This window comes from Pseudofrankia sp. DC12 (assembly GCF_000966285.1).
In the GTDB taxonomy this organism is placed as follows: domain Bacteria; phylum Actinomycetota; class Actinomycetes; order Frankiales; family Frankiaceae; genus Pseudofrankia.
Map to the genome: position 1 here is coordinate 2,332,447 of NZ_KQ031391.1, position 22,553 is coordinate 2,354,999.

Consider the following 22,553-nt stretch of genomic DNA (forward strand, 5'->3'; position numbering starts at 1 on the left):
CCGGGCGCATGGCTTGCCCTGCCTGCCACGAGCAGGTCCGCGTCGCCGGCTACCCACACGACTCTCGACTACCTCGCGAGAGCCGGGGCCAGGGCTGGTCGCGTTCGGGCCGGCGGGGCCGGGCCGAGGCGCCAACGTGCAGCGCGGTCCGCGAGCGGAGTCGCCGGCAGGGGCGGCGCCGACGGCCCGGGGCGGGCACGGGTAAGGCCCATACCCAGCCGACCGCACCGGCAAAGCCACCATGGTCAGCCTACGGGACCGGAGCGGCCGGCGGCCAGGCCAGGCCGGGCCGGGCCGGGCCGGCATCCCGGCGCCGGGCCGGCGGGTCAGTTCCAGAGACTCTGGTAGGCGCGGGCCGAGCGGGGCTGCAGCTCCGGGTTCACCAGCGAGGAACGGACGTTGTTCGGCTCGCTGTTGTTGTAATACGCCTCATAGGCGAGCATTGAGCTGTATTGCTTGAAGATCGCGGCCATCTGCTCGATGTAGGTCGGGTTGTCACCACCCGCAGCCCCTGCCTTGCCGGCCCCGCTGTCCTTGCCGACGACGCCCCATTCCGGCACCGAGAACAGCTTCCGATGTCTCGAGGCGAACGCGATCACGGTGCACAGGCCCGGGGTCGGGCTCGGCATCCAGCACTGCTCGTCAAAGGCGGACACCGTCGGGCTCGGCGGGTACTGGTCGTAGGTGTCGACGCCGATCACGTCGACGACGTCATCGCCCGGGTAGGCGCGGAACGGGTCGCCCCTGGACACGTTCGGCAGGGTGGTGTGGGCGTTGAGCGTCCAGTCGATCCGGGCGTGCGGGTCCACGCTGAGCAGCGCAAGGGCCTCGTTGCGGAAGCACTCCCTGTAGGTGTTCGGGTCGTTCGCCTGCCAGGCGAACCAGTCACCGTTGGCCTCCCAGCCGATGCGGACGAACGAGTTCGCCCGGTTCGGCTGGGAGTTGAGCCAGGCGCCGATCTGCCGGTAGTAGCCGTCGTACTGGTGCTGGACGCAGGCGGCCATGTGATCCGCCGACCACTGGGACAGCTGGGACCTCGGCGTCCCGACGGCCGGGTCCGGGAACAACGGATAGCTGATCGACCAGGTGCCGGGGAAGTTCGCGAACTTCGCCGGGGAGTCGCCGATCCACGGGTCGGTGATCGAGGACCAGCTGTCGCGGGCGGTGAACAGCACGACGACGTCGTTGGGCCGGCCGCGGAACCTGGCGAAGGCATTCGCGTCGGCGATCGTGTCGCCGCTGTTCACCCCGGTCGCCCACGCGCCGGTGGTCGCCGCGGGACGCGCCTTCGCCCGGACCGGCGTGGCGCCGTCGCCCGACGCCGCTTCGGCGGCCTCGGTCGGGGCCGCCGTCGAGGCGGGCGCGACCGCGGCGAAGCCGGAGCCGCCGCCCTGGCCCGGCCGGGTCGTCACGGCCCACGCTGTCAGCCCGAGGACCGCGACCAGCACGAGCGCGACTCCTGGAAGCACTCGGCGACGGAAGCGCCGCGGGCCACCAGCCAGGTCGACCAGCCGGTCATACCAGCCAGCTGGCCGCTCCGGGCCGCGACAGGCCTCGTACGTGCGTTCCCGGGTCCCACGCTGGGGCACCGACGTCCACCTCCGTCGCGGCGCGACACCGTCCCGCGACGTCCGTGGGACAGGCTGGACGATGACGATAATCGGCACATACATCGGGCAGTCCGGCGCATACCCGGCCAGCGGTAGCAGTCGACGCCAACCAGGCGCCGCGGGCGGATCTCGTGGCGGACCGGCCCCGGGGCCGTCGCCGCCTCCCCCGCACAACGGCCACTGTCGACCGACACGTCCGGATCCGGATCAACCCGCAGGAAAGGCTCGCCGGGTAGACGGAAACGAACTGTAAACCCGTAGCGAGGCCGTCCGGTGAGGCGTTGTCGAAGCTCGGCGACCAGGGCTGTCCAACCCGGCCGCAGGCTTTTCCGCGACCCGGGTGGCGAAAAGGCCCAGGCCACCCGCGCGGGAGCCCTCGGCGCTTCCTGCACGGTGGGAGAAGTTCAGTACGGTACGGTTGTTTCGGCGGCGTCCTGAGCGCCAGTCCTGAGCGTCACCGCCCGGGCGTCGCCGCGCAGGAGACGGCATCCTGCCGCGAATTCCGGCCGCGCCGGCCGGTGCGCGATCTCGTCAGCAGGCGTGGCTCCCGCCGCGCGGCCCTGCCCCGGCGACGCCGGCCGACGGTGGCCGCCGGGCAGGTCGGCCGTGGCCGGCGCGGGCGGCACCACCCCGGCCAGCGCGGGCGCGGAGCCGTCGCCGGGGGCGCCTAGGGCCTGGTCAGCCCATGCGTCGGCAAGAGCGACGCTCAGGAGCACGCTCGGCCGCCCCTGGCCCCAACCAACAGGTCCGACCCTGGGAGAACAACAGCCGTGACATCCTCGAGCTCGGCTTCCACGCCAGGCCGCGTCGTCCCCGGCGCCGCGGACATCCCGGTCGTCATCCTCTGCGGCGGCATGGGCACGCGGATCCGCGAAGCCAGCGAGAAGCTGCCGAAACCGATGGTCGACATCGGCGGCAAGCCCATTCTGTGGCACGTCATGAAGACCTACGGGCACTACGGTTTCCGCCGCTTCATCCTGTGTCTTGGTTACAAGAGCGACGTCATCAAGAACTACTTCCTCAACTACCGGGAACAGGTCGCGGACTTCACGCTGAAACTCGCCGACGACCACACGCCCACCTTCCACAACACCATCGGCGACGAGGACTGGGAGGTCACCTTCGCCGAGACCGGCCTGCTCTCCGGCACCGGTGCCCGGGTGCGCCGGGTCCGCGACTACCTGACCGGCCCGCGCTTCCTGCTCACCTACGGTGACGGCGTCGGCGCGATCGACGTGGCTGGCCTGTGGGACGCACACCAGCGTGGCGGCCGGATCGGGACGGTGACCGGGGTCCGCCCGTCCAGCCGCTACGGCGAGCTGCGGACCGAGGGGGACACCGTCGCCCTGTTCGCCGAGAAGCCGCCGCAGGTCGGCTGGGTCAGCGGCGGGTTCTTCGTCTTCGAGCGGGAGTTCGTCGACAAGTACATGGACGACGACCCGGGGATGATGCTGGAACGCGCGCCGTTGCAACAGCTGGCCCGCGACGGGCAGCTCACCCTCTACCCGCACGACGGATTCTGGATGGGCATGGACACCTTCCGGGACTGGACCGAGCTCAACCAGCTGTGGGACGCCGGTGCGGCCCCCTGGCGGGTGTGGGCCGACTAGGGCGGAGCGGCCGGAGGCCGCTCCGCCCTAGTCGGCCCGGGCCGGGCGCTGGGCGCCCTCCCCAACGCTGGACCGAGGCGGACCCGGGAAGCCGGGGGTCGCCGCTGGTCCAGGGTCGGGAGCCTGGTCGCCTACCGGAAGAACGCGAAGAGAAACGGGGCTCCGCGCCTCCGGCCGCTCCGGTCTGGTCGACCCGGGTCGGGAGCCTGGAAACTCGTGGTCGGGCGCGGAGGCAGTGAGGATCTCCTGGATGGCAGGGACCGACAATCACCACCATGACTGAAGGTGCGGATGCCGGCCGCGACACCGGGCTGGGCGAGCGGCTGTACGGGCTGGTCGGCCAGCTGGCGGCGGCTCCGGTGCGGTCGATCACCGGCGACGGCGTCCGCGCCGCCCTCGACCTCGTCCAGAAGGCGCTGGCCGGGGCCGCCGTTCCGTTCGAGGTGCGCGAGGTGCCGTCCGGCACGCCGGTGCTCGACTGGACGGTGCCGAAGGAGTGGAACGTCCGGGCCGGCTACCTCGTCGGGCCGGACGGTTCGCGGGTTGCCGACGTCGCCGACCATCCGCTGCACCTGCTGGGCTACAGCGTCCCGGCCCGGGCCAGGCTGGGGCTGGACGAGCTGCGCGGGCACCTGTTCTCGCTGCCGGACCGGCCGGACTGGATTCCCTACCGGACCTCCTACTGGAACGAGAACTGGGGCTTCTGCCTGTCCGACACCGCGCTGCGGGCGCTGCCCGACGGCGAGTACGAGGTCGTGATCGACACGTCGCTCGAGGACGGCTCGCTCACCTACGCCGAGATCGTGCTCCCGGCGACAGAGCCGGGCCTGCTCCCAGAGACAGAGCCGGGCCTGCCCGGCGCGACGACGGGCGAGCCGGGTGGTGAGGCGCCCGAGTTCCTGGTGACGACGCACGTCTGCCACCCGGCGATGGCGAACGACAACGGCTCCGGCGTCGCGGTACTCACCGAACTGGCCCGTCACCTGGCCGCACTGCCGAGCAGACGCCATACCTTCCGGCTGCTGTTCATCCCCGGCACGATCGGGTCGATCACCTGGCTTGCCCGCAACCGGGACGTCGTCGGCCGGATCCGGCACGGACTCGTCCTCACCGGCCTGGGCGACCGGTCGGCGTTCACGTACAAGCGCACCCGGCGCGGCGACAGCACCGTCGACCGGGCCGCCGCCGTCGCGCTGGCCGAGAGCGGGTCCGAGCATCGGCTGGTCGACTTCTCGCCGTACGGCTACGACGAGCGGCAGTTCTGCTCCCCCGGTTTCGACCTCCCGGTCGGCCGGCTCGGTCGCGGCCAGCACGGCGAGTACCCCGAGTACCACACGTCGGCCGACGATCTGTCGTTCGTGACGCCGGAGAGCCTTGCCGGCTCCTTCGGCGTGCTGACGAGGATCATCGAGATCTGTGAGCGCAACGCCGTCTGGCGCAACACCAGCCCCTATGGTGAGCCCCAGCTCGGCCGGCGCGGGCTGTACCGGGCGATCGGCGCGACGATGAACCGCCAGGCGATCGAGATGGGCCTGCTCTGGGTGCTCAACCTCGCCGACGGCAGCCACGACCTGCTCGACATAGCCGCGCGCGCCCAGCTCCCGTTCGACACCGTCACCGCGGCGGTCGACGCCCTCGCCGGCGTCGGGCTGCTCGTCCGCGAGCCGGAGGTCGTCGGGTGACCAGGCCGGCGCCGAGCCGGCCCGGCCTTGGCCCGGAGACGAGCCGGCCCGATCCTGGCCCAGTTGCGAGCCGGCCCATGTGGGCCCAACTGCGAGTCGGCCCGATCTTGGCCCAATGCGATAAGGACGCTTGATGAGCACGGTTCTGGTCGAGTCCACGCTGTCCGATGACGAGCGCCGCTCCCGGCTGTTCGCCGGCGACATCTTCGTCTACGCGCCGAAGCCGTCGACGCTCGCGCTCGTCGAGTTCACCCGGGAGATGATCCGCGACGCGTTCGGCGGGCTCGACCCGGAGAAGGCGCAGTACGAGATGGCCGTGGAGGACTACGCGGCCCTGCTGGCGCAGCTCAAGCCGCGGTTCATCCACCACCCGAGGTGCAAGGAGCTGATCCGCGACCTGTTGGCCGAGCATGGCGCCGACCCGGCGCAGACGTACTTCGACGTGCCCCGGCTGCGCACGTCCACCTCGGACGACTACCTCACGTCGGGGATCGCCTACGCCTTCCACCCGCACCGGGACACCTGGTACTCGGCGCCGTTCTGCCAGCTCAACTGGTGGATGCCGATCTTCGACATCGTCCCGGAGAACGGCCTCGCCTTCCATCCGAAGTACTTCGCCGGCCCGGTCCTGAACAACTCCGAGACCTACGACTACTACGAGTGGAACGCCACCAACCGGGCCTCGGCGGCGAAGCACATCAAGAGCGACACCCGGGTGCAGCCCAAGCCGCAGGAGGAGATCGAGCTCTTCCCCCAGACGCGGGTCGCCGCACCCTCGGGCGGGATGATGATCTTCTCGGCGCAGCAGCTGCACTCGTCGGTACCGAACAGCACCGGCCGTACCCGCTTCAGCATCGACTTCCGGACCGTGCACCACGCCGACGTGGTCGGCCACCATGGCGCGGCCAACGTCGACTCGGCCTGCACGGGCACCACGATGCGCGACTACCTGCGGGCCACCGACCTCGCGACGCTGCCCGAGGAGCTCTGCCTCGAGTACGACCAGGTCCCGCCGAAGTCCGACGCCCTGCTCGTCTTCGGCGACGCGGCGCTCAAGGCACAGGCCCCGCTGGGCATCGCGTGAACCCGGCCGAGGCGAACGGCACCACCCCGCCGGGCCGGCCGGCCCGGAGCCCGGGCGAGTTCCGGCTCGCCGGCCGGGTCGCCGTCGTCACCGGCGCCTCCAGCGGCATCGGGCGGGCCGTCGCGCTGCGGCTGGTCGCCGAGGGCGCGCACGTGACCGCCGTCGGCCGCGACAAGTCCCGGCTGGACGCGCTGCCCGCTGCCGCCGCCGAGGTCGCATCCGCCGGCTGCCCGGGGCAGCTGCGCCCGGTGCAGGTCGACCTGACCGACGACGACGCCCGCCGGGCCCTGGTCGCCGCGCTCCTGGCCGGTCCTCGAGTCGACATCCTGGTGCACAGTGCCGGCGGCTACACCAACGGCCCGCATGCCGAGGCGCCGCTCGACGACCTCGACTGGCTGTACGCGGCGAACGTCCGGGCGCCGTACGCGCTGACCCAGGAGCTGCTGCCCGCGCTGCGCACCGGCGGTGGAGACGTCATCGTGATCAACTCGTCGCAGGGCCTGCACGCGGGCACGAACCTGGGCCAGTTCGCCGCCACGCAGCACGCGATGCGGGCCGTCACCGACAGCCTTCGCCAGGAGATCAACGCGGACGGCATCCGGGTCTGCGGCGTGCATCCCGGCCGGACGGCGACCCCGCGGCAGGAGGCGCTGTTCGCCCAGGAGGGTCGGCCCTACCGGCCCGAGCTGCTGCTCGCGGCCCAGGACGTGGCGGAGGTCGTCGCCGGAGTGCTGACGCTGCCGGCGAACGCGGAGATCACCGAGGTCCACCTGCGGCCCGCCAGGAAGTCCTACTGATGTCACCCCCGCTGTTGAGGCCACGCGGCGCCGACCCGATGACGAAACGGCCCAGGCGCACCGTTCCCACGGGCGTTGCGCAAAGCGGCCAACTGTACAGTGACCTCGCCGGCTTCGCCCCCGGTCGCGGCCCGCGCCCGCCCGGCCCGATGGCGGCGACGACAACGTCATCGACCACAGGGGCACCGACCACCGGGCAGGGAGCGTGCGAACGTGACCGTCGACGGGAAGCTGCTCATCACGTTCCTCTGTGAGCAGTACCCGCCGGTCGTCTGGGACGGCGCCGGGATCTACACGGCGGTGCTCTCGGCCGCGCTCTCGGCGCTCGGCCACGAGGTGCACGTCATCTGCGCGCAGGGCCACCGCATCGTCGACGAGCAGGTCGACGGGGTGCACGTCCATCGCCGCCCGCTGCTGCGGTTGCCGCTGAGCCGGGTGCTCGGCAGGTACGCCCGCTATCTGACCGGCCCGAACTACCCGCGCGACTCGCTGGCGCTTCGGGCCAGCCTGACCTTCTCCTACGCCCTCTACCTGCGCCAGCTCGGCCTGCGGCCGGACGTGATCGAGACGCAGGACGGCGAGACCCGCGCGCTGATGAAGGTGGTCGCCCCGTCCTGCCCGGTCGTCGTGCACATGCACGCTCCGACCATGCTCACGCTGCGGCTGGCTGGCCCGCCGCTGTCGCTGCGCGGCCGGATCGCCGACCGGCTGGACCGGATCACCGCCGACCGGGCCGCCATGGTGACGTCACCGTCCCAGCTCCTGGTCGACACGGTCCGTCCGTACGGCTGGCTGCGCCGCGAGGACGTGGCGGTCGTGCCGAACCCGTTCGACGCGGGCCCGTGGCGCGGGGTGCCGCCGGTGAGCCGGACGGGGGCCGTGGTCGCCGCGGTCGGCCGGCTGGAGCCGAACAAGGGCCTCGACGTGCTGCTGGACGCGCTGGCGCTGGTCGCCGCCAGGGGGACCGACGCGAAGCTGATCCTGGCTGGCAGCACGTCCGGCCATGTCGACGGCGTGCCGACCGGGCGCTGGCTGGAACGGCGGGCCCTGGAGCTGGCCGTGCCAACCGTCTTCGCGGGCCATCTAACTCAGCGCGAGCTCGTTGACGTCTATGGCCAGGCCAGGGTCGTCGCCGTGCCCAGCCGGTTCGAGAGCTTCTCGATCGCCGCCGTGGAGGGCATGGCGTCCGGCCGACCGGTGGTGACCACCACCCGCACCGGCATCGCGCCGTTCCTGGCGGAGTGGGAGGCGGGCACGGTCGTCCCGCCGGAGGACCCCACCGCGCTGGCGGACGCCCTGGATCCGTACCTGACCGATGTCGAGCTGGCCGAGCGGATCGGCCGTAACGGGCGCGCCGGCGCCGACCGGCTGGACCCGGCGCAGATCGCCCGCGACCGGGTAGCCGTCTACCGCAGGGCCGTCACCTCGTTCGGGCAGGCCCGGGCCGCGGCCGCTCGCTAGTCCCACCCTCGATCAGGTGGGCCCGGTCCCGGCGACCCTGATCGCCGTTTTGGCCCTCGAATGGTCGTGGCCGGGGCCGGTTCTCAGCCACCAGAAGGCCGAGCCGGCGATCATGGCGACGGGCTGGCCTTGACGGGCGCGGTACCAGGCGTCGGCCCTGGCCCGCTTGGCGGGCGGCCTGGCCTCGGCGGGCTTGGCCCGGTCAGTCGCCCGCCGGGGCGTCGGCGAGGGGGGCTGATGACGCCTCGTCGGCGGCGCCGGACCGGGCCGTGGGCAGGAAGTTCAGGTGCGCGAGCGCGCCGGCCTCCAGGTAGAGCTCGAACGGAGTCCGCATCGCCGCCAGCAGCGACGGCGGGAGCGAGCCACCGCCGACGGCCGGGCCGACCTGGCTGCCGTGGGCAGCCAGCGCGTAGGCCTGGCGCGAGCGGTAGCCCTTCGCCGCCACGAGCAACGGGCGCACCTCGCGGATCCGGTCCAGCGGGTCGCGCAGCAGCCGGCGGGCGGTGTAGCCCTCGGTGCCGTACCCGCGGGTCCACGGCCAGTGCGTCCAGAGCCAGACGCCGTACTCCAGCACCTGACCGGTGAAGTCGGCCCGGCGTACGGCCTCCAGCGCGGCGACGTTGGTCGCGTCGTGGTCCGGGTGGCCGTCACAGGACGTCGGGATCAGCAGCTGTTCCGGCGCCAGCTCCTTGATCAGCTGGGCCAGCTGATCGGCGACCTCGTCCACGTGCTGGGCGACCTTGGTGTCCGGCACGTCGAGGAAGCGGACGTCGGCCGGACGCAGCCCGAGCCGGGTGACGGCGCGGCGCGCCTCGTCCTTGCGCAGCGCGGCCAGCTCGGCGGGCGGCATCGGCGCGGGCTCGGCGGCGGCGCCGTCGCTTACGATGACGACCGTCACGTGGGTGCCGGTCTCCCGCTTGCGCATGATGGCCACAGCACAGCCGACGGTCTCGTCGTCCGGATGCGGGGCGACCACGAGGCAGGAGGACCGGGACATGGCCCGGGTGATGTCGCGACCTCGGCGCATCCAGGCCCGGCGGTAGAGCGACCGCGCCGGGAGCAGTGCCCGTTCGCGCAGCGCCGCCGGGGTCATCGAACGGCGCACGGTGGCCGCGGCGCCGGTCAGCCGGGCGGCCGCGATTTCGCTCATCCCGCAACTCCTCCGTGTGAGCCGGCGGCCGGAACACTGGCGGCCGGGCACCGCCCGAAATACGGCGAAAGCGTATCGGAGGAAGGCCGCGCCGAAGGCGGCGGCCGGGCCGCGCGAAGCTCCGTGGCGTCCGGCGGAATCCACGGCCCGGCACCGCTGAGCCGGCCGCCGTCGGGCCGCGACCAGCGCAGCGCCCGAGACCAGGCTGGCTCGGGCGTCAGCCGGGGCCGAAGAGCTGCAGGTAGCGCCGCGCGGACAGCGGGTTCAGGACCGGATTCAGCAGCGACGAGCGCACGTTGTCCATCTCCGCGTTGTTGTAGTACGCCTCGTAGGCCAGAATGCCGGCGTTCGCCTGAAACATCGCATACATCTTCTGGACGAAGAACGGGTTGTCGCCGCCGCCGCCCGCGCCGCTCACGACACCCCATTCAGGGACGGAGAACTCCTTTCCGTGCGCTCTGGCCTGCTGGATCACCGTGCAGAGGCCGGACGGCGCGACGCAGAGCCGGTCCCAGAGCCCCTGGGTCGACGCCGGCGGCGACATGTCGTAGTAGTCGATCCCGATGATGTCGACGTACGCGTCGCCGGGGTAGGCCGACCAGACGTCCCCGCCGTGCGCCAGGGTGTCCCGGTGCATGGTCATCGTCCAGTCGATCTTCACGTCGGGGGCGGTGGCCCGAAGCGCGGTGACCGCCCGCTGGTAGCACCGTTTCCAGACGTCGACGTCCCGCGGGTACCAGTCGTACCAGTCCCCGTTGAACTCCCAGCCCAGCCGGACGATCGCGTCGCCCCGGCCGTACTTCAGCAGGTTCGCGCCGAACCGGTGCCAGTGCTCGTCGTAGGCGCCGGCGGCACAGTCGCGCTCGTTGCCGCCGCTGTCCGGCCACAGCGGCTGGGCGATCGAGACCTGGCCGGGCCAGGCCGCCCTGGTGAAGGCGTTGAGCGGCCAGTCCGGTGACTCGACCGTGCTCCAGTCGGTGCGCGTCGTGAAGATCATGGCGAGGTCGACGGGCCGGCCGGTCCAGGCCGCCCACGGCTGGATCTCGGCTGGGTAGTTGCCGTTCGCCCCCGAGACCCAGCGCACGCCGGTACCCGCTACCGACGGGTTGGCCACGGCCGCCGGCGGACGCGAACTCCTGGGCGACGAGTGCGAGCAGGCGCTCAGCCCGACGACGGCCAGCAGCAGCGCGGCGATCAAAGCGCGGCCGGCGGCCCGCCCCCGGAAGGCGGGGCTGGCGCGTAGATCGCCATCTCGCAACACAACTCTCACCTTACGTGAGGGAGCTGGCATCACTGCGTAGCGGGGCCGGCCGCGGACCGCTCCGACGAGCCTGATGGTGGGTGCGACCGCGCCAGCCGGGAGATGAGCTCACCATGTGCCGGCGGGCGAGCCGGGAGATGGGCAGCCCGAAGACCGGCCGGATCCGTCAGCGGTAGCCGGCGAGGTCGGCGAGGTCACGCTGGGCGGGCAGCCGAAGCTGGCGCTGGGCCGGCCGGCCGGCCGCGAGCGGATGCTGGTCCTCGCAGAACCAGCTCAGCAACAGCAGCACCAGGTAGCCGACGACCGGGTTCAGCAGGCTGCTGGACAGCACGACGTAGAAGAACAGCATCGTCCCCGTCAGGACGAACGACGGCGAGCCGCGGATGAACACGGCCGCCATGAAGACGAGGAAGCCGATGCCGCCGATCAGCCCGTACTCCAGCAGCAGCTTGGGCAGCAGCGCGTAGTTCAGCGGCAGGCCGGTCCGCGCGGTGAACGCCTGGGAGTCCCGGTCAGACCAGCCGGGGCCGTTACCGAACAGCGCCCGTTCCGGGTTCGCCGAGAGGTTGTCGTAGGTCCGGACGTAGGGCGTCACGAACCGCAGGTTGCCGCTGGAACCGCTGGACTTCGTCTCGGTGGCACGGGACGCGAAGATCTTGGCCGCCGGGGTCAGTGACAGCGCACCGACCAGGACCACCAGCACGGCCAGCGCGGTCAGCGTGAACCGCACGCCCTTGTGAACGGCCAGCAGCACGCTGGCGAAGGCGATCAGCAGGATGCCGGTGCCGGACACCGTCGAGAGGATGGCCGCCAGGAAAAGGGTGATCCGCCAGACCCGGGTCCGGCGCAGTACCGAGACGATCAGCCCGGCCGCCAGGAACTGCGAGGCGTAGGACGGCTCCAGGCCGACGAATGCGTTCGACTTGTAGAGGCCGGAGCCGTACTGCACGGGGTAGGACGTGTTGAAGTTCTGCGCCAGGAAGCTGGACGGCACGATCTTGCCGAGCAGGTCGACGTAGTGCACGCCGACCAGTTGCAGGCCGAACTGCGCGACGGCGAGCGCCGCCAGTATTAGGGCCATGGTGACGAACCGGTCCAGCATCCGCGGCAGCAGCACCCGGGCCTGCGCCCGGCCGAGGCCGAGGGCGAACGGCGCGTACGACACCACCAGGAGCAGCAGCGAGTTCAACGAGGCGTTCTGCTCGCCGCGGGCGAAGGAGACGAACGCGACGAGGACGCACGCCGCCATCGCGATCAGGTAGGCCCGGCTGCGCACCAGGTTCGTGCGCAGCTGGCCCCGACGCACCAGCATGATCGTGCCAACCAACGTGATGGGCATGATCATCGGGACGCCGGTGCCGCCGGCCGGCACCACCAGACGCTGCAGGAACAGCTCGCAGGCCAGCAGGATGGTCAGCAGCCGCAGCGTGGCCGCGTCGGCACCGGTGTCGCGCTCCGCCGGCTCCGGGGTCGGGATGACCCAGGTCCGCGGAATGCGGGTGGTCAGCGTCGTCACCATCTCCGACGCCGACCCAGGCCGGTATGCCACCAACTGCTCCGTAACTGTCCGCCCGCGCGGCGGGCTCAGTACCGCGGCCGGGCGAAGCGGTCCGTCGAGTCCACCTCGGTGTCGCCGCGGTCGTAGTCCCGGTCGCGGCCCCGGTCCGCCGAGCCCGAGGGACTGGAGCGGTTCGCGCCGCGGTCCTCCACCGCGGTCGTCGACGCGCGGAAGCCGCCCCGGTCGCCGTGGATGACGCCGACGATGCGGTCGGACAGCGCGGGCCAGTCCCGGGCGACGGCGGCCAGCTCGTCGGTACGGGTGAACGCCGAAGTCACGACGACGACCGCGTCGGCCTGCAGCGCCGAGGCCGCGGTCATCGGCAGGTCGGTCAGCGACGGGGTGAGCAGCAGCACCAGGTCGACGTCCCGGGCGCGGTCGGCGAGGATCGGCGCGAGGCCGCCCGGCCGGGACGCCCGCGACGGGGACACCCGGTTGTACAGGACGTGGCCGCGGCCACCGCCGGACGAGCGGGCCATGCAGGTGGCCTCGTGCGCCCAGCGGGGCAGCGCCCCCGAGGTCGCCGGGGGCAGCCGCTCCAGGACAGCGCGGACGTCGGAACTCGGCGACGCGTCGAGGACCAGCACGACCCCCTGGTCGTCCGACCAGCTCGCGGCGATGCCGGCGACCGTGTCGGAGCTCAGGTCGCCCTGGGCCGCCGCGGTCAGCGAGACCACCTTGACCGTCGGGGACAGCACGGCCGCCATGGCGGAGACGATCGTGTCGATGCTGGGCGTCGCGGGCCCGGAGCCGCCGACGATGAGCGGCGCTCCGATCGCGTCGGCCGCGGCTCGGCCGTCGAGCACGGTCGGCCGGCGCAGGTAGCGGATCCAGACGAAGGCGACGGCCAGGAACAGGCCGACCAGCATGGCGATCAGCAGGTTGGTGAACGGCTTCGGAGCGATCTTCCCGCCTTCGGTCGGCGCCTCAGCCAGCCCGATCATGCTCGTGGCGGTGGCCTGCGCCACCTCCGCGGTGGTGATCTGTTCCAGCAGCCGGTTCGCCGCGTCCGCGATGGCGCCCGACGGGTCCTTCGGCCCGTTCGCCTCCTTCTCCAGCGCCGCCTGCTTGGCGGTCAGATCGTCGATCGTGGCCTGGCTGCCCCCGCTGTACGTCACCAGCAGGGACTTGTACTCGTCCCGCGCGGTGATGACCAGCTCGTTGGCCTTCTTCTGGTTGTTCGACGTACCGGTGATCGTGAAGTAGTCCGCGGCAGCGGCGGGCGCGGCCGTCAGATGCGCGGCGATGTAGGACTCCGAGACCCGCAGCGTCTTCGCGATGTCGGAGATCGCCTGGGTCGAGGTCGCGAGCTCGGCCTGGGTCTCCAGCGTCCGGGGGTGGTCGGAGTTCGGGTCGAGGGTGAGGAACACGCGCGCGCTGGCCTGGTAGGTCGGGGTGGCGACCAGGCTCACCGCGAGCCCGAGGACACCGCAGGCGACCACGGCGATCACGATGTGGAACCAGCGCCGCCCGAGGACGCGCAGCAGGGACAACGCGGGCGCGTTGCGCCCGTCGCCGCTCTGCGAACCCGCTGAGCTCACGCCCTCCGCCTCGCTTCCACCTGACGATCAGCCCAGCCGGCAGCGAGCGCGCTTGGATCAGCCCGACAGATCGGCCCGGACGCTCGATTTACCAAACGTGAAGCCTGGAATGCGAGCATAACTCAACCGGGCAAGCGCCAAACCCCAGGGCGGTTACGACGCGCCAATACGCTCACCCACCCGTTCACCGCACTTCTCGCCGTCGATCAGAGACAAGAGCGGGCCGCTACTTCGGAGGCCACCGGCGGGCGGGAGATCAGGCCCTGCCGGCGCCGTCATCGGTCACCCGCGGCGCGCCGGGAGGCGCCCAGCCAGTCCGCCACGTCACGCGCCTCCGCCGCCCAGTCGATCCCCGGCGCGAGGTGGCCCTCCTCCAGATGGGTGGCCAGATCCGGGTCCGGCGCGACGAGGACCCGCCGGTCGTGCTCCGGCCTGGCCAGCGCGGCCAGGTTCAGGGCGCTGCGCAGGCCGGTCAGCGCGATCCGGCGGACGAACCGCTTGAGCGCGGGGTGCTCGCCTGGTGCCAGCGGCTCGCCGCCGAGCTGGCTCAGCCCGAACGGGCGATAGCCCTGGTACGCCAGGCAGGTCGCGTGGTCGAACGCACCGCCGACGAACGGCGCCGAGCGCAGCAGCCGCTCGTCCGCGACGATCGTGTGCACCCAGGCGCCGAAGGTGCTGGTCGAGCTGACCGCGCGGTACCAGCGGACCCGGCCGATCTCGACCGCGTCACCGTCGCCGTCGGACCGGTCCAGCGGCGAGTAGGTGGGGCTGCGCCTGGTCGCGTCGGCCCCGAACCGAAGCCGGCTGTACGTCGTGAAGTAGTCGGCCTCGGGGAGCTTCTCGGCGGCCGCGACGACGGCGGACAGCGCGTCCGCGGTGTAGAGGTAGTCGTCCTCGGCGAACCACACCAGGTCGTCGGGCGCCCAGCCACGGGCTTTGGGCAACCGCAGCGCCAGGCGGTAGGACGAGCGGTTGCTGCCGCACCGGACCGGCAGCACCTCACCGGCCCTCGTCATCATCGCCAGCCGGTCCGGTGGAATCGGCCCGTCGTTCGCGAAGACCACCCTTGTCGGAACACCGGCATTTTCTACGGAACGCAGCAACGAGGCCAATGCGATGGTTTTGCTGTAAAAATCGGGACGGTTCTTGGCGTTCTCGGAACCCACCGATCGGCACACCACGTACAACCTCATCGAGTCACTCCACGCTCAGGTTCTTCGTCGCCGGCACGCCTCGTCGGCTCGCCGGCTGGCGTACCGGCCCGCCACGCCGGTCTCGTCGCTCTCCCGTCGCGTTCGGGCGGTCGCCCCGCCCACGCCGCGCCGCGTCGCTCTCGCGTTCGGCGTCCTTCGCGGCGTCCCGCAGCATCCGGACCCAGAACGGGAGCATGATCCAGTTCGCCACCGTAAAGCCCAGCACCGCGCCGGTGCCGCCGCCCAACGCCACGCCGACGACCGGGTAGAGCAACAGCTGCGGCGCAGCGATGACATTCAGCCGGAAGGTGTTCTTCGCCCGGCCGAGGGCGATCAGCATGCAGCTCACACCGACCGTCGACGCGGCTCCGGCCTGCTGCACGATCGACAGCGCCAGCAGGCGGTGGGTCTGCGGCCAGGTGTCGCCGAGCAGCGACTGCCCGAGCTGGTGCCCACCGACCCGGACCACCCCGAGGAACAGGAAGCCCAGCCCCCAGACGATCCCGACCGACGCGACGGCGGCGGACAGCAGGTAGGCCGCGCGCATCCGGGCGGCGGCAGTCAGGTCCGTGCGCCGGGAGAACTCCGGGATCGCCCAGCTGACCAGGCCCATCGCGAGGATGGTCGTCGGCCCCAGCAGGGTCTGCACACCGCGCAGCGCGCCGACCAGCTCGACCGCCCCGATCACCCCGATGATCAGAAGGCTCGCGTTCAGCGCGCCCTGGACGGTTATGTACTCGAGCGCCAGGTAGCCGTTGATGTCGCGGTGCTCCCGGACCCAGTCCAGCCCGTGCCCCGGCGCGGGCCAGAACCCGGCCTGGGCCACCCCGATCAACGCCGCGACGGCCGCCGCCGCGCCCCAGGCCAGCAGCATCGGCGCGGCCAGCGTGACGTGCCGGGACAGCAGCAGCGCCACGCCGATGATCTGCACGACCGCCCAGACTCCGTCGTTCGCCGCCGCGGCCGCCGGCCGGCCCTGGGCGAAGAACACCTGCCGCCACTGGTCCTGTACCAGCAGGCCGGGCAGCACGAGCCCCAGCGTGACGAGCGCCGACCCGGTCAGCCCGCCCAGCGCCGCGCCCACCAGCGTGCAACCGGCGCCGACGAGCACCCCTAGCAGCAGCGCCGCGCCGGTGGCCCGCGCGGCGGCCCGCGCGAACACCCGCTCCGGCGCGCCGGAGTACCGGATGCTCAGCGGCTGCGCGCCGGCCGCCTTCGAGAAACCGATGACGACGGCGAACACGGCGAACGCCACGGAGAACGCGCCGAAGTCGGCCTTCGACACCTCGCGGGCGACGACGAACATCAGGATCGAGTTGGTTCCGCTGGAGATGAGCTGGTCGACCAGAGTCCAGATCGCCCGGCTGCGCGGGGTGCCCTTCACCCGGCCGGACGCGTGCTCGTCCCGGGCCCAGGTCGCGGGCCCGCGCGGCCGCTCGGCCACGTCGAGATCCCGCAGGAGCGGTTCACCCGGCGAGACGCCCTCGTCGTCGGCCCGGCCCGGACGGCGACGAGGGCGCGTCTGGGGACGCCGCAGCAGCTGGGTGCCGTCCGCGTCTGGGCGGTGGCTGGCGGGACGGCCGCGACAACCGTCCCGGCGCAGGAGCTGGGTGTCTTCGGGGTCTGTCCGCATCCCGGCGCCGTCCCGGCGCGGGGACTCGGTACCGTCCCAGTGCCGGAAGTGGACCTGGGTGCCCTCGGCGTCCTGACGCGGCCCTGCCTGGTCGTCTGGCCGGGGACGGACGCGCGCGCCCTGGAGGCCCCGCGGATCGTCGACGCCCGGGGCCCAGCCGGCTGCCTCGTCGGCTGAGTGACCCGCCTGGTCCCGCCCGGCGTCCTCCTCGGCGAGGAGGCGCCGGAGCACCGAAAGGTCGATCGTCTGGGTGGCGCTGCCCAGGTAGCCGCTCTGCAGTTGCCCCAGCAGCAGGTCGGCGCCTTCGGGTGGCCGCCCGTCCCGGTCGCTCCCGCGCGCTCCCGGCCGGACGGCCTCGGACGTCACCGGTGCGGCATCGGCTGATCGGCGCTGGGTCCAGCGGACCTCGGACGGGCGCTGAGCGGGCGGGAGCCCGCCGGGAACCCAGCGGTCACCGACGAGCTCGGCTCGTTCGGGATCGTCTGCCCAGGCCGACGGCCGCTCCATCGCGCCGCCTATATGATGACCGGCCGCGGCACGGGGACGATGAACGCGCCGCCACGCGCCGCGTACTCAGCCTGCTGCGTCATGATTTCGTTCTTCACGTTCCAGGCGAGCAGCAGCAGGTAGTCCGGCTGGCGCTCGAGCACGGCCTCCGCCGGCAGGATCGGCAGCCGCGCGCCCGGCACGTACTTTCCCTGTTTGTGGGTATTGCGGTCCACGACGAAGTCGATGAGCCGGGTGTCGATGCCGGTCGAGTTCACCATGGTGGCGCCCTTGGCTGCGGCACCATAGGCGGCGATCGTCGCGCCCTTCGCCTTCAGGTCGGTCAGGAGCGCGCGCAGCTGGTCCTGCAGCTCGCCGACCTCGGCACCGAAGCCGGCGTACCGGTCGTACGAGTCCAGCCCCGCGGCCCGCTCGGCGGCCAGCACACGACCGACCGACGCGTCGACGGCTGCCGACGTACCGACGGCGGCAGCCTTGGCCGCCCGCCAGCGCAGCGTGCCACCGTGCAGCTCGGGGAACTCGGTCACGCCGATCAGCTCGAGGCCGTGCCGGCGCAGCAACGCATCGACGGCGATCGTGGAGAAGTAGCAGAAGTGCTCGTGGTAGATCGTGTCGAACTCGGTGTGGTCGAGCAGAGCGCCGACACCCGGGTTCTCGATGCTGAGGACGCCGTCGTCCTTGAGGAGGATCGAGAAGCCCTCGACGAAGCTGTTCAGGTCGGGAACATGCGCCATCACATTGTTCGCGATGATCACGTCGGCGCGCAGGCCCTCGTCGACCAGCCGGCGGGCGACCTCGGCGCCGAAGAACTCCTCCCGGGTCGGCACGCCCACCTGGCGGGCCGCGGCGGCCGGGCCGGGCGTCGGCTCGATCCCGAGCACCGGGATGCCACGCTCGACGAACGCCTTCAGCAGGTAGCCGTCGTTGCTCGCCACCTCGACGACCAGGCTGTCCGGCCCGAGGCCGCAGCTCTCGATGAGATCCACGGCGTTCTTCTCGGAGTGACGGACGAGCATGTCGGTGAAAGACGAGAAGTAGGGGTAGTCCTGGTCGAAGATCTCGTCGGCCGGCAGCACGTGGGTGAGCTGAACCAAGGCGCAGCGCTCACAGAAGCCGACGCCGAGCGGGAACGTCGGGTCGACGGCGTCCAGCGCGTCCGCGCGGACCAGCCGGTTGGCCACCGGGGTGGATCCCAGAGAGAGGAACGGCCGCGGCCGCCCCCCGCCGCACGACCTGCACGTGGTCACCTCGGTGGCCGCTGACATCCGTTCCCCTGCCTCACCGCCCGGCGCCAGGCCGGGCCTCATGCTCCACCAATGCCCGGGTCAGGTCCGACCCCAGCCCCATTCTGATACATCGGTCCGGGTGGTCCGTGGCCGCGGTCCCGACAGCCGCCATCCCCGCAGGCCACTCAATCGTCTCGTCCTTCACGGGTCCGCTGCTCACGGGCATCGGGCCAGTCAAGGGCCACGGCCGGCCCGGCCGGCGGTGGTCAGCCGGCTGGCCACACGGTGCGCTGATCACATCACGCTGGCCACACGTGCACTGTGCATGAACGACACCTGCCGCGCGCCATGCTAGCACCCACCACTCGGCCACCAGCGCACCCACATGCGGCGCACAAGCAGCCTGCCGCCGCGGGCGAGCAGGTCAGCGCCCCGAGTGCCCGGCCGGGGACGGTGCACGGCGCGGCGACGCCGGGCTCACGACGCGGTCTGGTTGACGGTCAGGCTCGGTCCAGTCTGTGTCGCGTCCGGGCCCAACAGTGGCCAGGCCCGGTCCTTCTTCGAGATCGCCGTCACCGGCAGCGGCCAGGAGATGCCGAGCGCCGGGTCGTCATGACGCAGGCCCCGCTCGAAGCTCGGCTCGAACGCAACGTTCATCTGGTAGCTGGCTTCAGTGTCGTCGACGAGGGTCTGGTAGCCGTGTGCCAGGCCCGCGCCGACGAACAGCGCGCGGCGGTTGTCCGCGGACAGCTCGACGGCGAAATGGCGCAGGAAGGTGGGCGAGCCGGCCCTGGTGTCGACCACCACGTCCAGCAGCGCTCCTCTGGTCACCCGCACCAGCTTGGTCTCCCGGACTGGCTCACAGATCCAGTGCATGCCGCGCACCGTGCCGGCCCGACGGTTGTAGGCGACGCTGGCGTGCGTGACGCCGACCTGAAGTCCCGCGGCGGTGAACTCCTCCTGGCTGTACGTCCGGGCAAACAGGCCGCGCTCGTCGAAGACCGGCTCGATATCGACGATGAACAGCCCGTCCAGCTCAGTTGGCGCGATGATCACATAGCCTCCAGAACGCGCGATCCGGTATCGGAGAGGCTAGTAGATCCCGCGCTCAGCTCTGGCGATCCATCGATCGGGCCCGGCAGGTCCAGCTGTGGCCTGCGCCCCGCGGACGATCTCAGCCTCGTCGCGACCTGCGCAGGTGCGCCCTAACCCTCGCCTGAGGGAACGGCTGCGGCGCGGTGCCCCACCGGCACACTCGACTCGACGCCCCCGGAGGCGGCCCCCGCAAGGCCGCACAGGTTCCCCCGGTCCTCGCGGCACCGGCTCAGGGGGACGACGGGAACCGCATGCGTCGGGCGGAACGCGACGCGCGGTTACGTGAACCGCGCGACGCGCCACTCGCGGCGGCCGCGGCGGACCAGCAGGACGGAGCCGTGCAGCAGGTCCGCCGCGGTCACGGCGGCGGCGGCGGTCACCGTGTCTCCGTTGACCGAGATGGCGCCGTTGCCGAGATGCTCGCGGGCGTCGCGCCTGCTGCTTGCCAGACCAGTGGCGAGCAGCAGGTCAACGACCGGCCAGCCGTCGCCATCCAGCCGGGAGAGCGGCTCGGCGACGCTCGGGACGTCGGCGAACACGTCACCGATCAGCTCCGGGCTGACCGCGCGGACATCGCCCTTGAACAGCGCCTCGGACGCCGCCTCGGCCGCGTCTGCGGCGGCCTCGCCGTGGACCAGGACCGTCATCTCCCTGGCGAGGTAGCGCTGTAGCGTCCGGCGGGCCGGAGTCTCCGCATGCTGGGCGAACAGCTTCTCCAGCGGCTCCCGGGCGGTGAGCGAGAAGAACAGCGCGAAGCGGCGGGCATCCTCGTCCGCGAGGTTGATCAAAAACTGGTAGAAGGTGTACGTCGAGGTGCGGTCGGCGGAGATCCAGACGGCGCCCTGCTCCGACTTGCCGAACTTCGTGCCGTCGGGGCGCAGCAGCAGCGGGCAGGTGATCCCGTACGCCTGGGTGCGCAGCACCCGGCGGATGTAGTCGATCCCGGCGACGATGTTGCCCCACTGGTCCGAGGCGCCCATCTGCAGCGTGACCCCGTGGTCCTCGCACAGCCGGCGGAAGTCGTACGCCTGCAGCAGCATGTAGCTGAACTCGGTGTACGACAGGCCGACGTTCGGGTCCTCCAGCCGGCGGCGGACCGTGTCCCGCTTAGTCATCTCGCCGACCGGGAAGTGCTTGCCGACGTCGCGCAGGAACTCGATCATGCCAAGCCCGCCGAGCCAGGCGGAGTTGTCCACGAACAGCGGCATCTGGTCGGGCTCGAGCGCGCGGGCAAAGATCCCGCGCATCAGCTCCTGGTGGCGCGCGACGTTCGCCGCGACGTCCTGCGCCGAGAGCAGCTGGCGCTCGGTGGACTTGCCGGACGGGTCGCCGATCAGCCCGGTGCCGCCGCCGAACAACGCGACCGGCCGGACACCCGCGCGACCGGCCCTGATCAGCAGGATGATCGGGAGCAGGTTGCCGATCGTCAGCGACGGCGCCGTTGGGTCGAAGCCGATGTAAACGCGCCGCGCATCACCGTCGAGGTGGGCCCGCAGCTTCGCAGGGTCGGTGCTGTCGTGGATCAGGCCACGCCAGGCCAGCTCCTCCAGTAGCGCGCTCGTCATTCCCTCATGTTACCGGCGGCCGCGCCAACCGTGATCACCCGTAGCCCCCAGGTCCCCCGCCGGGCGGCGGCACGAGGGACGGCTGGCTGGGAGGCCCGCCCGGGGCCGCGGCCCCGGTGCCGGCCGGCCGTCGGCGGGCAGCCCTCGCGCGCGGGGAAAGCACCCGGCGCAGCGCGAACGCGACGACACCGAGGCCGGTCCCGAGCACCACGGCGGCCGCGAGACCGCCGGCCCAGGCCAGCCGGCCCGGCCCGTCGTCCCCAGCCGCGGATGCCGCCGGGCCAGACGGCACGGCCGCGGACGGTGACGGTGACGGGCGGGCCGGGTTCCCGGTCCCGCCCGGGGCGGGCAGGCCCGCGGCGGCCAGCAGAGCGTCCTCGTCGGCCGCCAGTGGTCCACCGGCGGCTCCTGGCGGGGGGGTCAGCAGCGGGTTGCTGGCGACCGGGACCGGCGGCGCCGTGAGCGCGGCCACCGGGTCCACGATCCCGTAGCCGAACTGCTGGTCCCAGCCGCGCGGGCCCTTGTCGTCCGCCGTCCTGGTGAGCAGCTCGATCACACTCGGCGCGTTGAGCTCCGGGTGCTCGGCGCGTACCAGCGCGGCCACCCCGGCGACGATCGCGGTCGAGTTGCTGGTGCCGTCGGCCACCTCCGCGCCGCTCGGCGTCAACGCGGCCGGGACCGGCGCGCGGACAAGCGGGGCCGGCGCCGCGAGCACCGCCCGCTGGCCCGCCGCCGAGCCGTCCCAGAAGTCGCCGTGAGTGTCCGAGCCGGTGACCGCGATGACGCCGGGGATGTTCGCCGGGGCGTTGATCTGGTGGTCGAACGGGTCGGGGTCGCCGGCGTCCACGTTGCCGGCCGCGGCGACCACGACGACGTCGTGGGCCAGTGCGTAAGCGGCCGCGGCGCGTTCGTCCGGGTCGGCTGGGCCGGAGGAGCCGAGCGAGAGGCTGACGACCGTCGCGCCGCGGTCGGTCGCGAGCCGGATTCCGGCGGCGACCTCCACCGAGTCGGTCTCCCGGCCAGTGGAGATCGAGAGGATCTTCGCGTCGGGCGCCACGCCCAGGAAGCCGGTGGAGCTGCCGCCCGGCCCGACCGGGCGGGCGGCGATGATGCCGGCCATCGAGGTGCCGTGACCCTCGGGGTCGTCGTCGCGCAGTCCGTCCGACGCCGCGTCCGCGCCGATGCCGGCGCCCGGCACCAGCGCGCCGGTGAGCGCTGGGGCGCCGGGGTCCACGCCGCCGTCGACGACGGCCACCACGACGCCGCTCCCGGTCGACAGCCTGTGGGCGTCGTCGAGCCGCAGCGCGCGGGCGTACCAGGCCTCTCTCGGCTGCGCGGCCAGCGCTGGCGACCCGCCACCGACGAGCAGGACTCCGGCACACAGCGCCGTCAGTAGCAGCCCGGGCAGCGATCGCCGGGACGGCGGGAAGGACACGGACCCGCCCCCTGTGTCATGTCTGGTCCCGCATCGGGCGCGCCTGTTAGGGCGCAGGATGCCGCCAGCTGTGGACGTCTGCTGGATTCCGGCAGCTTTCCACAGCGACCGACATTCAGGCGCGGCCGGTCCCGCATCCGACATC

16 protein-coding genes are annotated in these 22,553 nt (G+C 72.3%); 5 read left to right on the top strand and 11 right to left on the bottom strand.

From position 1 onward, the window contains the following. Positions 1 to 326: 326 nt before the first annotated feature. The gene (locus FRADC12_RS09425) at positions 327 to 1,589 is read right to left on the bottom strand and encodes a glycosyl hydrolase (protein ID WP_045876384.1); all 1,263 of its coding nucleotides are present in this window, start codon (positions 1,587 to 1,589) and stop codon (positions 327 to 329) included. A 791-nt stretch (positions 1,590 to 2,380) separates the two neighbouring features. On the opposite strand from FRADC12_RS09425, the gene FRADC12_RS09435 reads away from it, so the two are divergent. The 5 genes from FRADC12_RS09435 to FRADC12_RS09455 all read left to right on the top strand — a co-directional run bounded on the left by FRADC12_RS09435 (position 2,381) and on the right by FRADC12_RS09455 (position 8,244). Continuing rightward, positions 2,381 to 3,220: a glucose-1-phosphate cytidylyltransferase gene (locus FRADC12_RS09435; protein WP_045876386.1), complete on the top strand. Its 840-nt coding sequence runs from the start codon at positions 2,381 to 2,383 to the stop codon at positions 3,218 to 3,220. A gap of 275 nt (positions 3,221 to 3,495) precedes the next feature. Further along, positions 3,496 to 4,902 carry a DUF4910 domain-containing protein gene (locus FRADC12_RS09440; protein ID WP_045876387.1) on the top strand — a complete coding sequence of 469 codons (1,407 nt, stop codon included), beginning with the start codon at positions 3,496 to 3,498 and terminating at the stop codon, positions 4,900 to 4,902. Positions 4,903 to 5,035: 133 nt separating this feature from the next. Then, the gene (locus FRADC12_RS09445) at positions 5,036 to 5,986 is read left to right on the top strand and encodes a phytanoyl-CoA dioxygenase family protein (protein ID WP_045876388.1); all 951 of its coding nucleotides are present in this window, start codon (positions 5,036 to 5,038) and stop codon (positions 5,984 to 5,986) included. Next, positions 5,983 to 6,783 carry an SDR family oxidoreductase gene (locus tag FRADC12_RS09450; protein ID WP_045876389.1) on the top strand — a complete coding sequence of 267 codons (801 nt, stop codon included), beginning with the start codon at positions 5,983 to 5,985 and terminating at the stop codon, positions 6,781 to 6,783. Before FRADC12_RS09445 ends, FRADC12_RS09450 begins: the two co-directional genes overlap by 4 nt. A gap of 213 nt (positions 6,784 to 6,996) precedes the next feature. Next, positions 6,997 to 8,244, top strand: coding sequence for a glycosyltransferase family 4 protein (locus FRADC12_RS09455; RefSeq protein ID WP_045876390.1), 1,248 nt, complete (start codon positions 6,997 to 6,999; stop codon positions 8,242 to 8,244). Between the two features lie 202 nt (positions 8,245 to 8,446). Here the strand turns inward: FRADC12_RS09455 and FRADC12_RS09460 are convergent, their stop codons facing one another. The 10 genes from FRADC12_RS09460 to FRADC12_RS09505 form a co-directional block, all read right to left on the bottom strand. Then, on the bottom strand, positions 8,447 to 9,394 hold the full coding sequence (locus FRADC12_RS09460) for a PIG-L deacetylase family protein (protein ID WP_045876391.1): 948 nt from the start codon (positions 9,392 to 9,394) through the stop codon (positions 8,447 to 8,449). A 217-nt stretch (positions 9,395 to 9,611) separates the two neighbouring features. Further along, entirely contained in the window at positions 9,612 to 10,655 is a 1,044-nt protein-coding gene (locus FRADC12_RS09465; RefSeq protein ID WP_232303698.1) for a glycoside hydrolase family 26 protein, read from the bottom strand. Positions 10,656 to 10,821: 166 nt separating this feature from the next. Continuing rightward, on the bottom strand, positions 10,822 to 12,204 hold the full coding sequence (locus tag FRADC12_RS09470) for an O-antigen ligase family protein (protein ID WP_052710777.1): 1,383 nt from the start codon (positions 12,202 to 12,204) through the stop codon (positions 10,822 to 10,824). Between the two features lie 35 nt (positions 12,205 to 12,239). Then, positions 12,240 to 13,754: a Wzz/FepE/Etk N-terminal domain-containing protein gene (locus FRADC12_RS09475; protein ID WP_045876394.1), complete on the bottom strand. Its 1,515-nt coding sequence runs from the start codon at positions 13,752 to 13,754 to the stop codon at positions 12,240 to 12,242. Positions 13,755 to 14,029: 275 nt separating this feature from the next. Beyond that, positions 14,030 to 14,818: a hypothetical protein gene (locus FRADC12_RS09480; RefSeq protein ID WP_232303699.1), complete on the bottom strand. Its 789-nt coding sequence runs from the start codon at positions 14,816 to 14,818 to the stop codon at positions 14,030 to 14,032. 133 nt (positions 14,819 to 14,951) lie between these two features. After that, positions 14,952 to 17,087, bottom strand: coding sequence for an MATE family efflux transporter (locus FRADC12_RS28210; protein ID WP_052710778.1), 2,136 nt, complete (start codon positions 17,085 to 17,087; stop codon positions 14,952 to 14,954). Positions 17,088 to 17,095: 8 nt separating this feature from the next. Continuing rightward, positions 17,096 to 18,352, bottom strand: a complete 1,257-nt coding sequence (locus FRADC12_RS09490) for a class I SAM-dependent methyltransferase (RefSeq protein ID WP_157488752.1) — start codon at positions 18,350 to 18,352, stop codon at positions 17,096 to 17,098. A 438-nt stretch (positions 18,353 to 18,790) separates the two neighbouring features. Then, on the bottom strand, positions 18,791 to 19,369 hold the full coding sequence (locus FRADC12_RS09495) for a dTDP-4-dehydrorhamnose 3,5-epimerase family protein (protein ID WP_045876397.1): 579 nt from the start codon (positions 19,367 to 19,369) through the stop codon (positions 18,791 to 18,793). 317 nt (positions 19,370 to 19,686) lie between these two features. Then, positions 19,687 to 20,973 (bottom strand): tyrosine--tRNA ligase, encoded by a 1,287-nt coding sequence (gene tyrS, locus FRADC12_RS09500; RefSeq protein ID WP_045876398.1) that lies wholly within the window; start codon positions 20,971 to 20,973, stop codon positions 19,687 to 19,689. 34 nt (positions 20,974 to 21,007) lie between these two features. Beyond that, positions 21,008 to 22,408: a S8 family serine peptidase gene (locus tag FRADC12_RS09505; protein ID WP_052710779.1), complete on the bottom strand. Its 1,401-nt coding sequence runs from the start codon at positions 22,406 to 22,408 to the stop codon at positions 21,008 to 21,010. Positions 22,409 to 22,553: the final 145 nt, after the last annotated feature.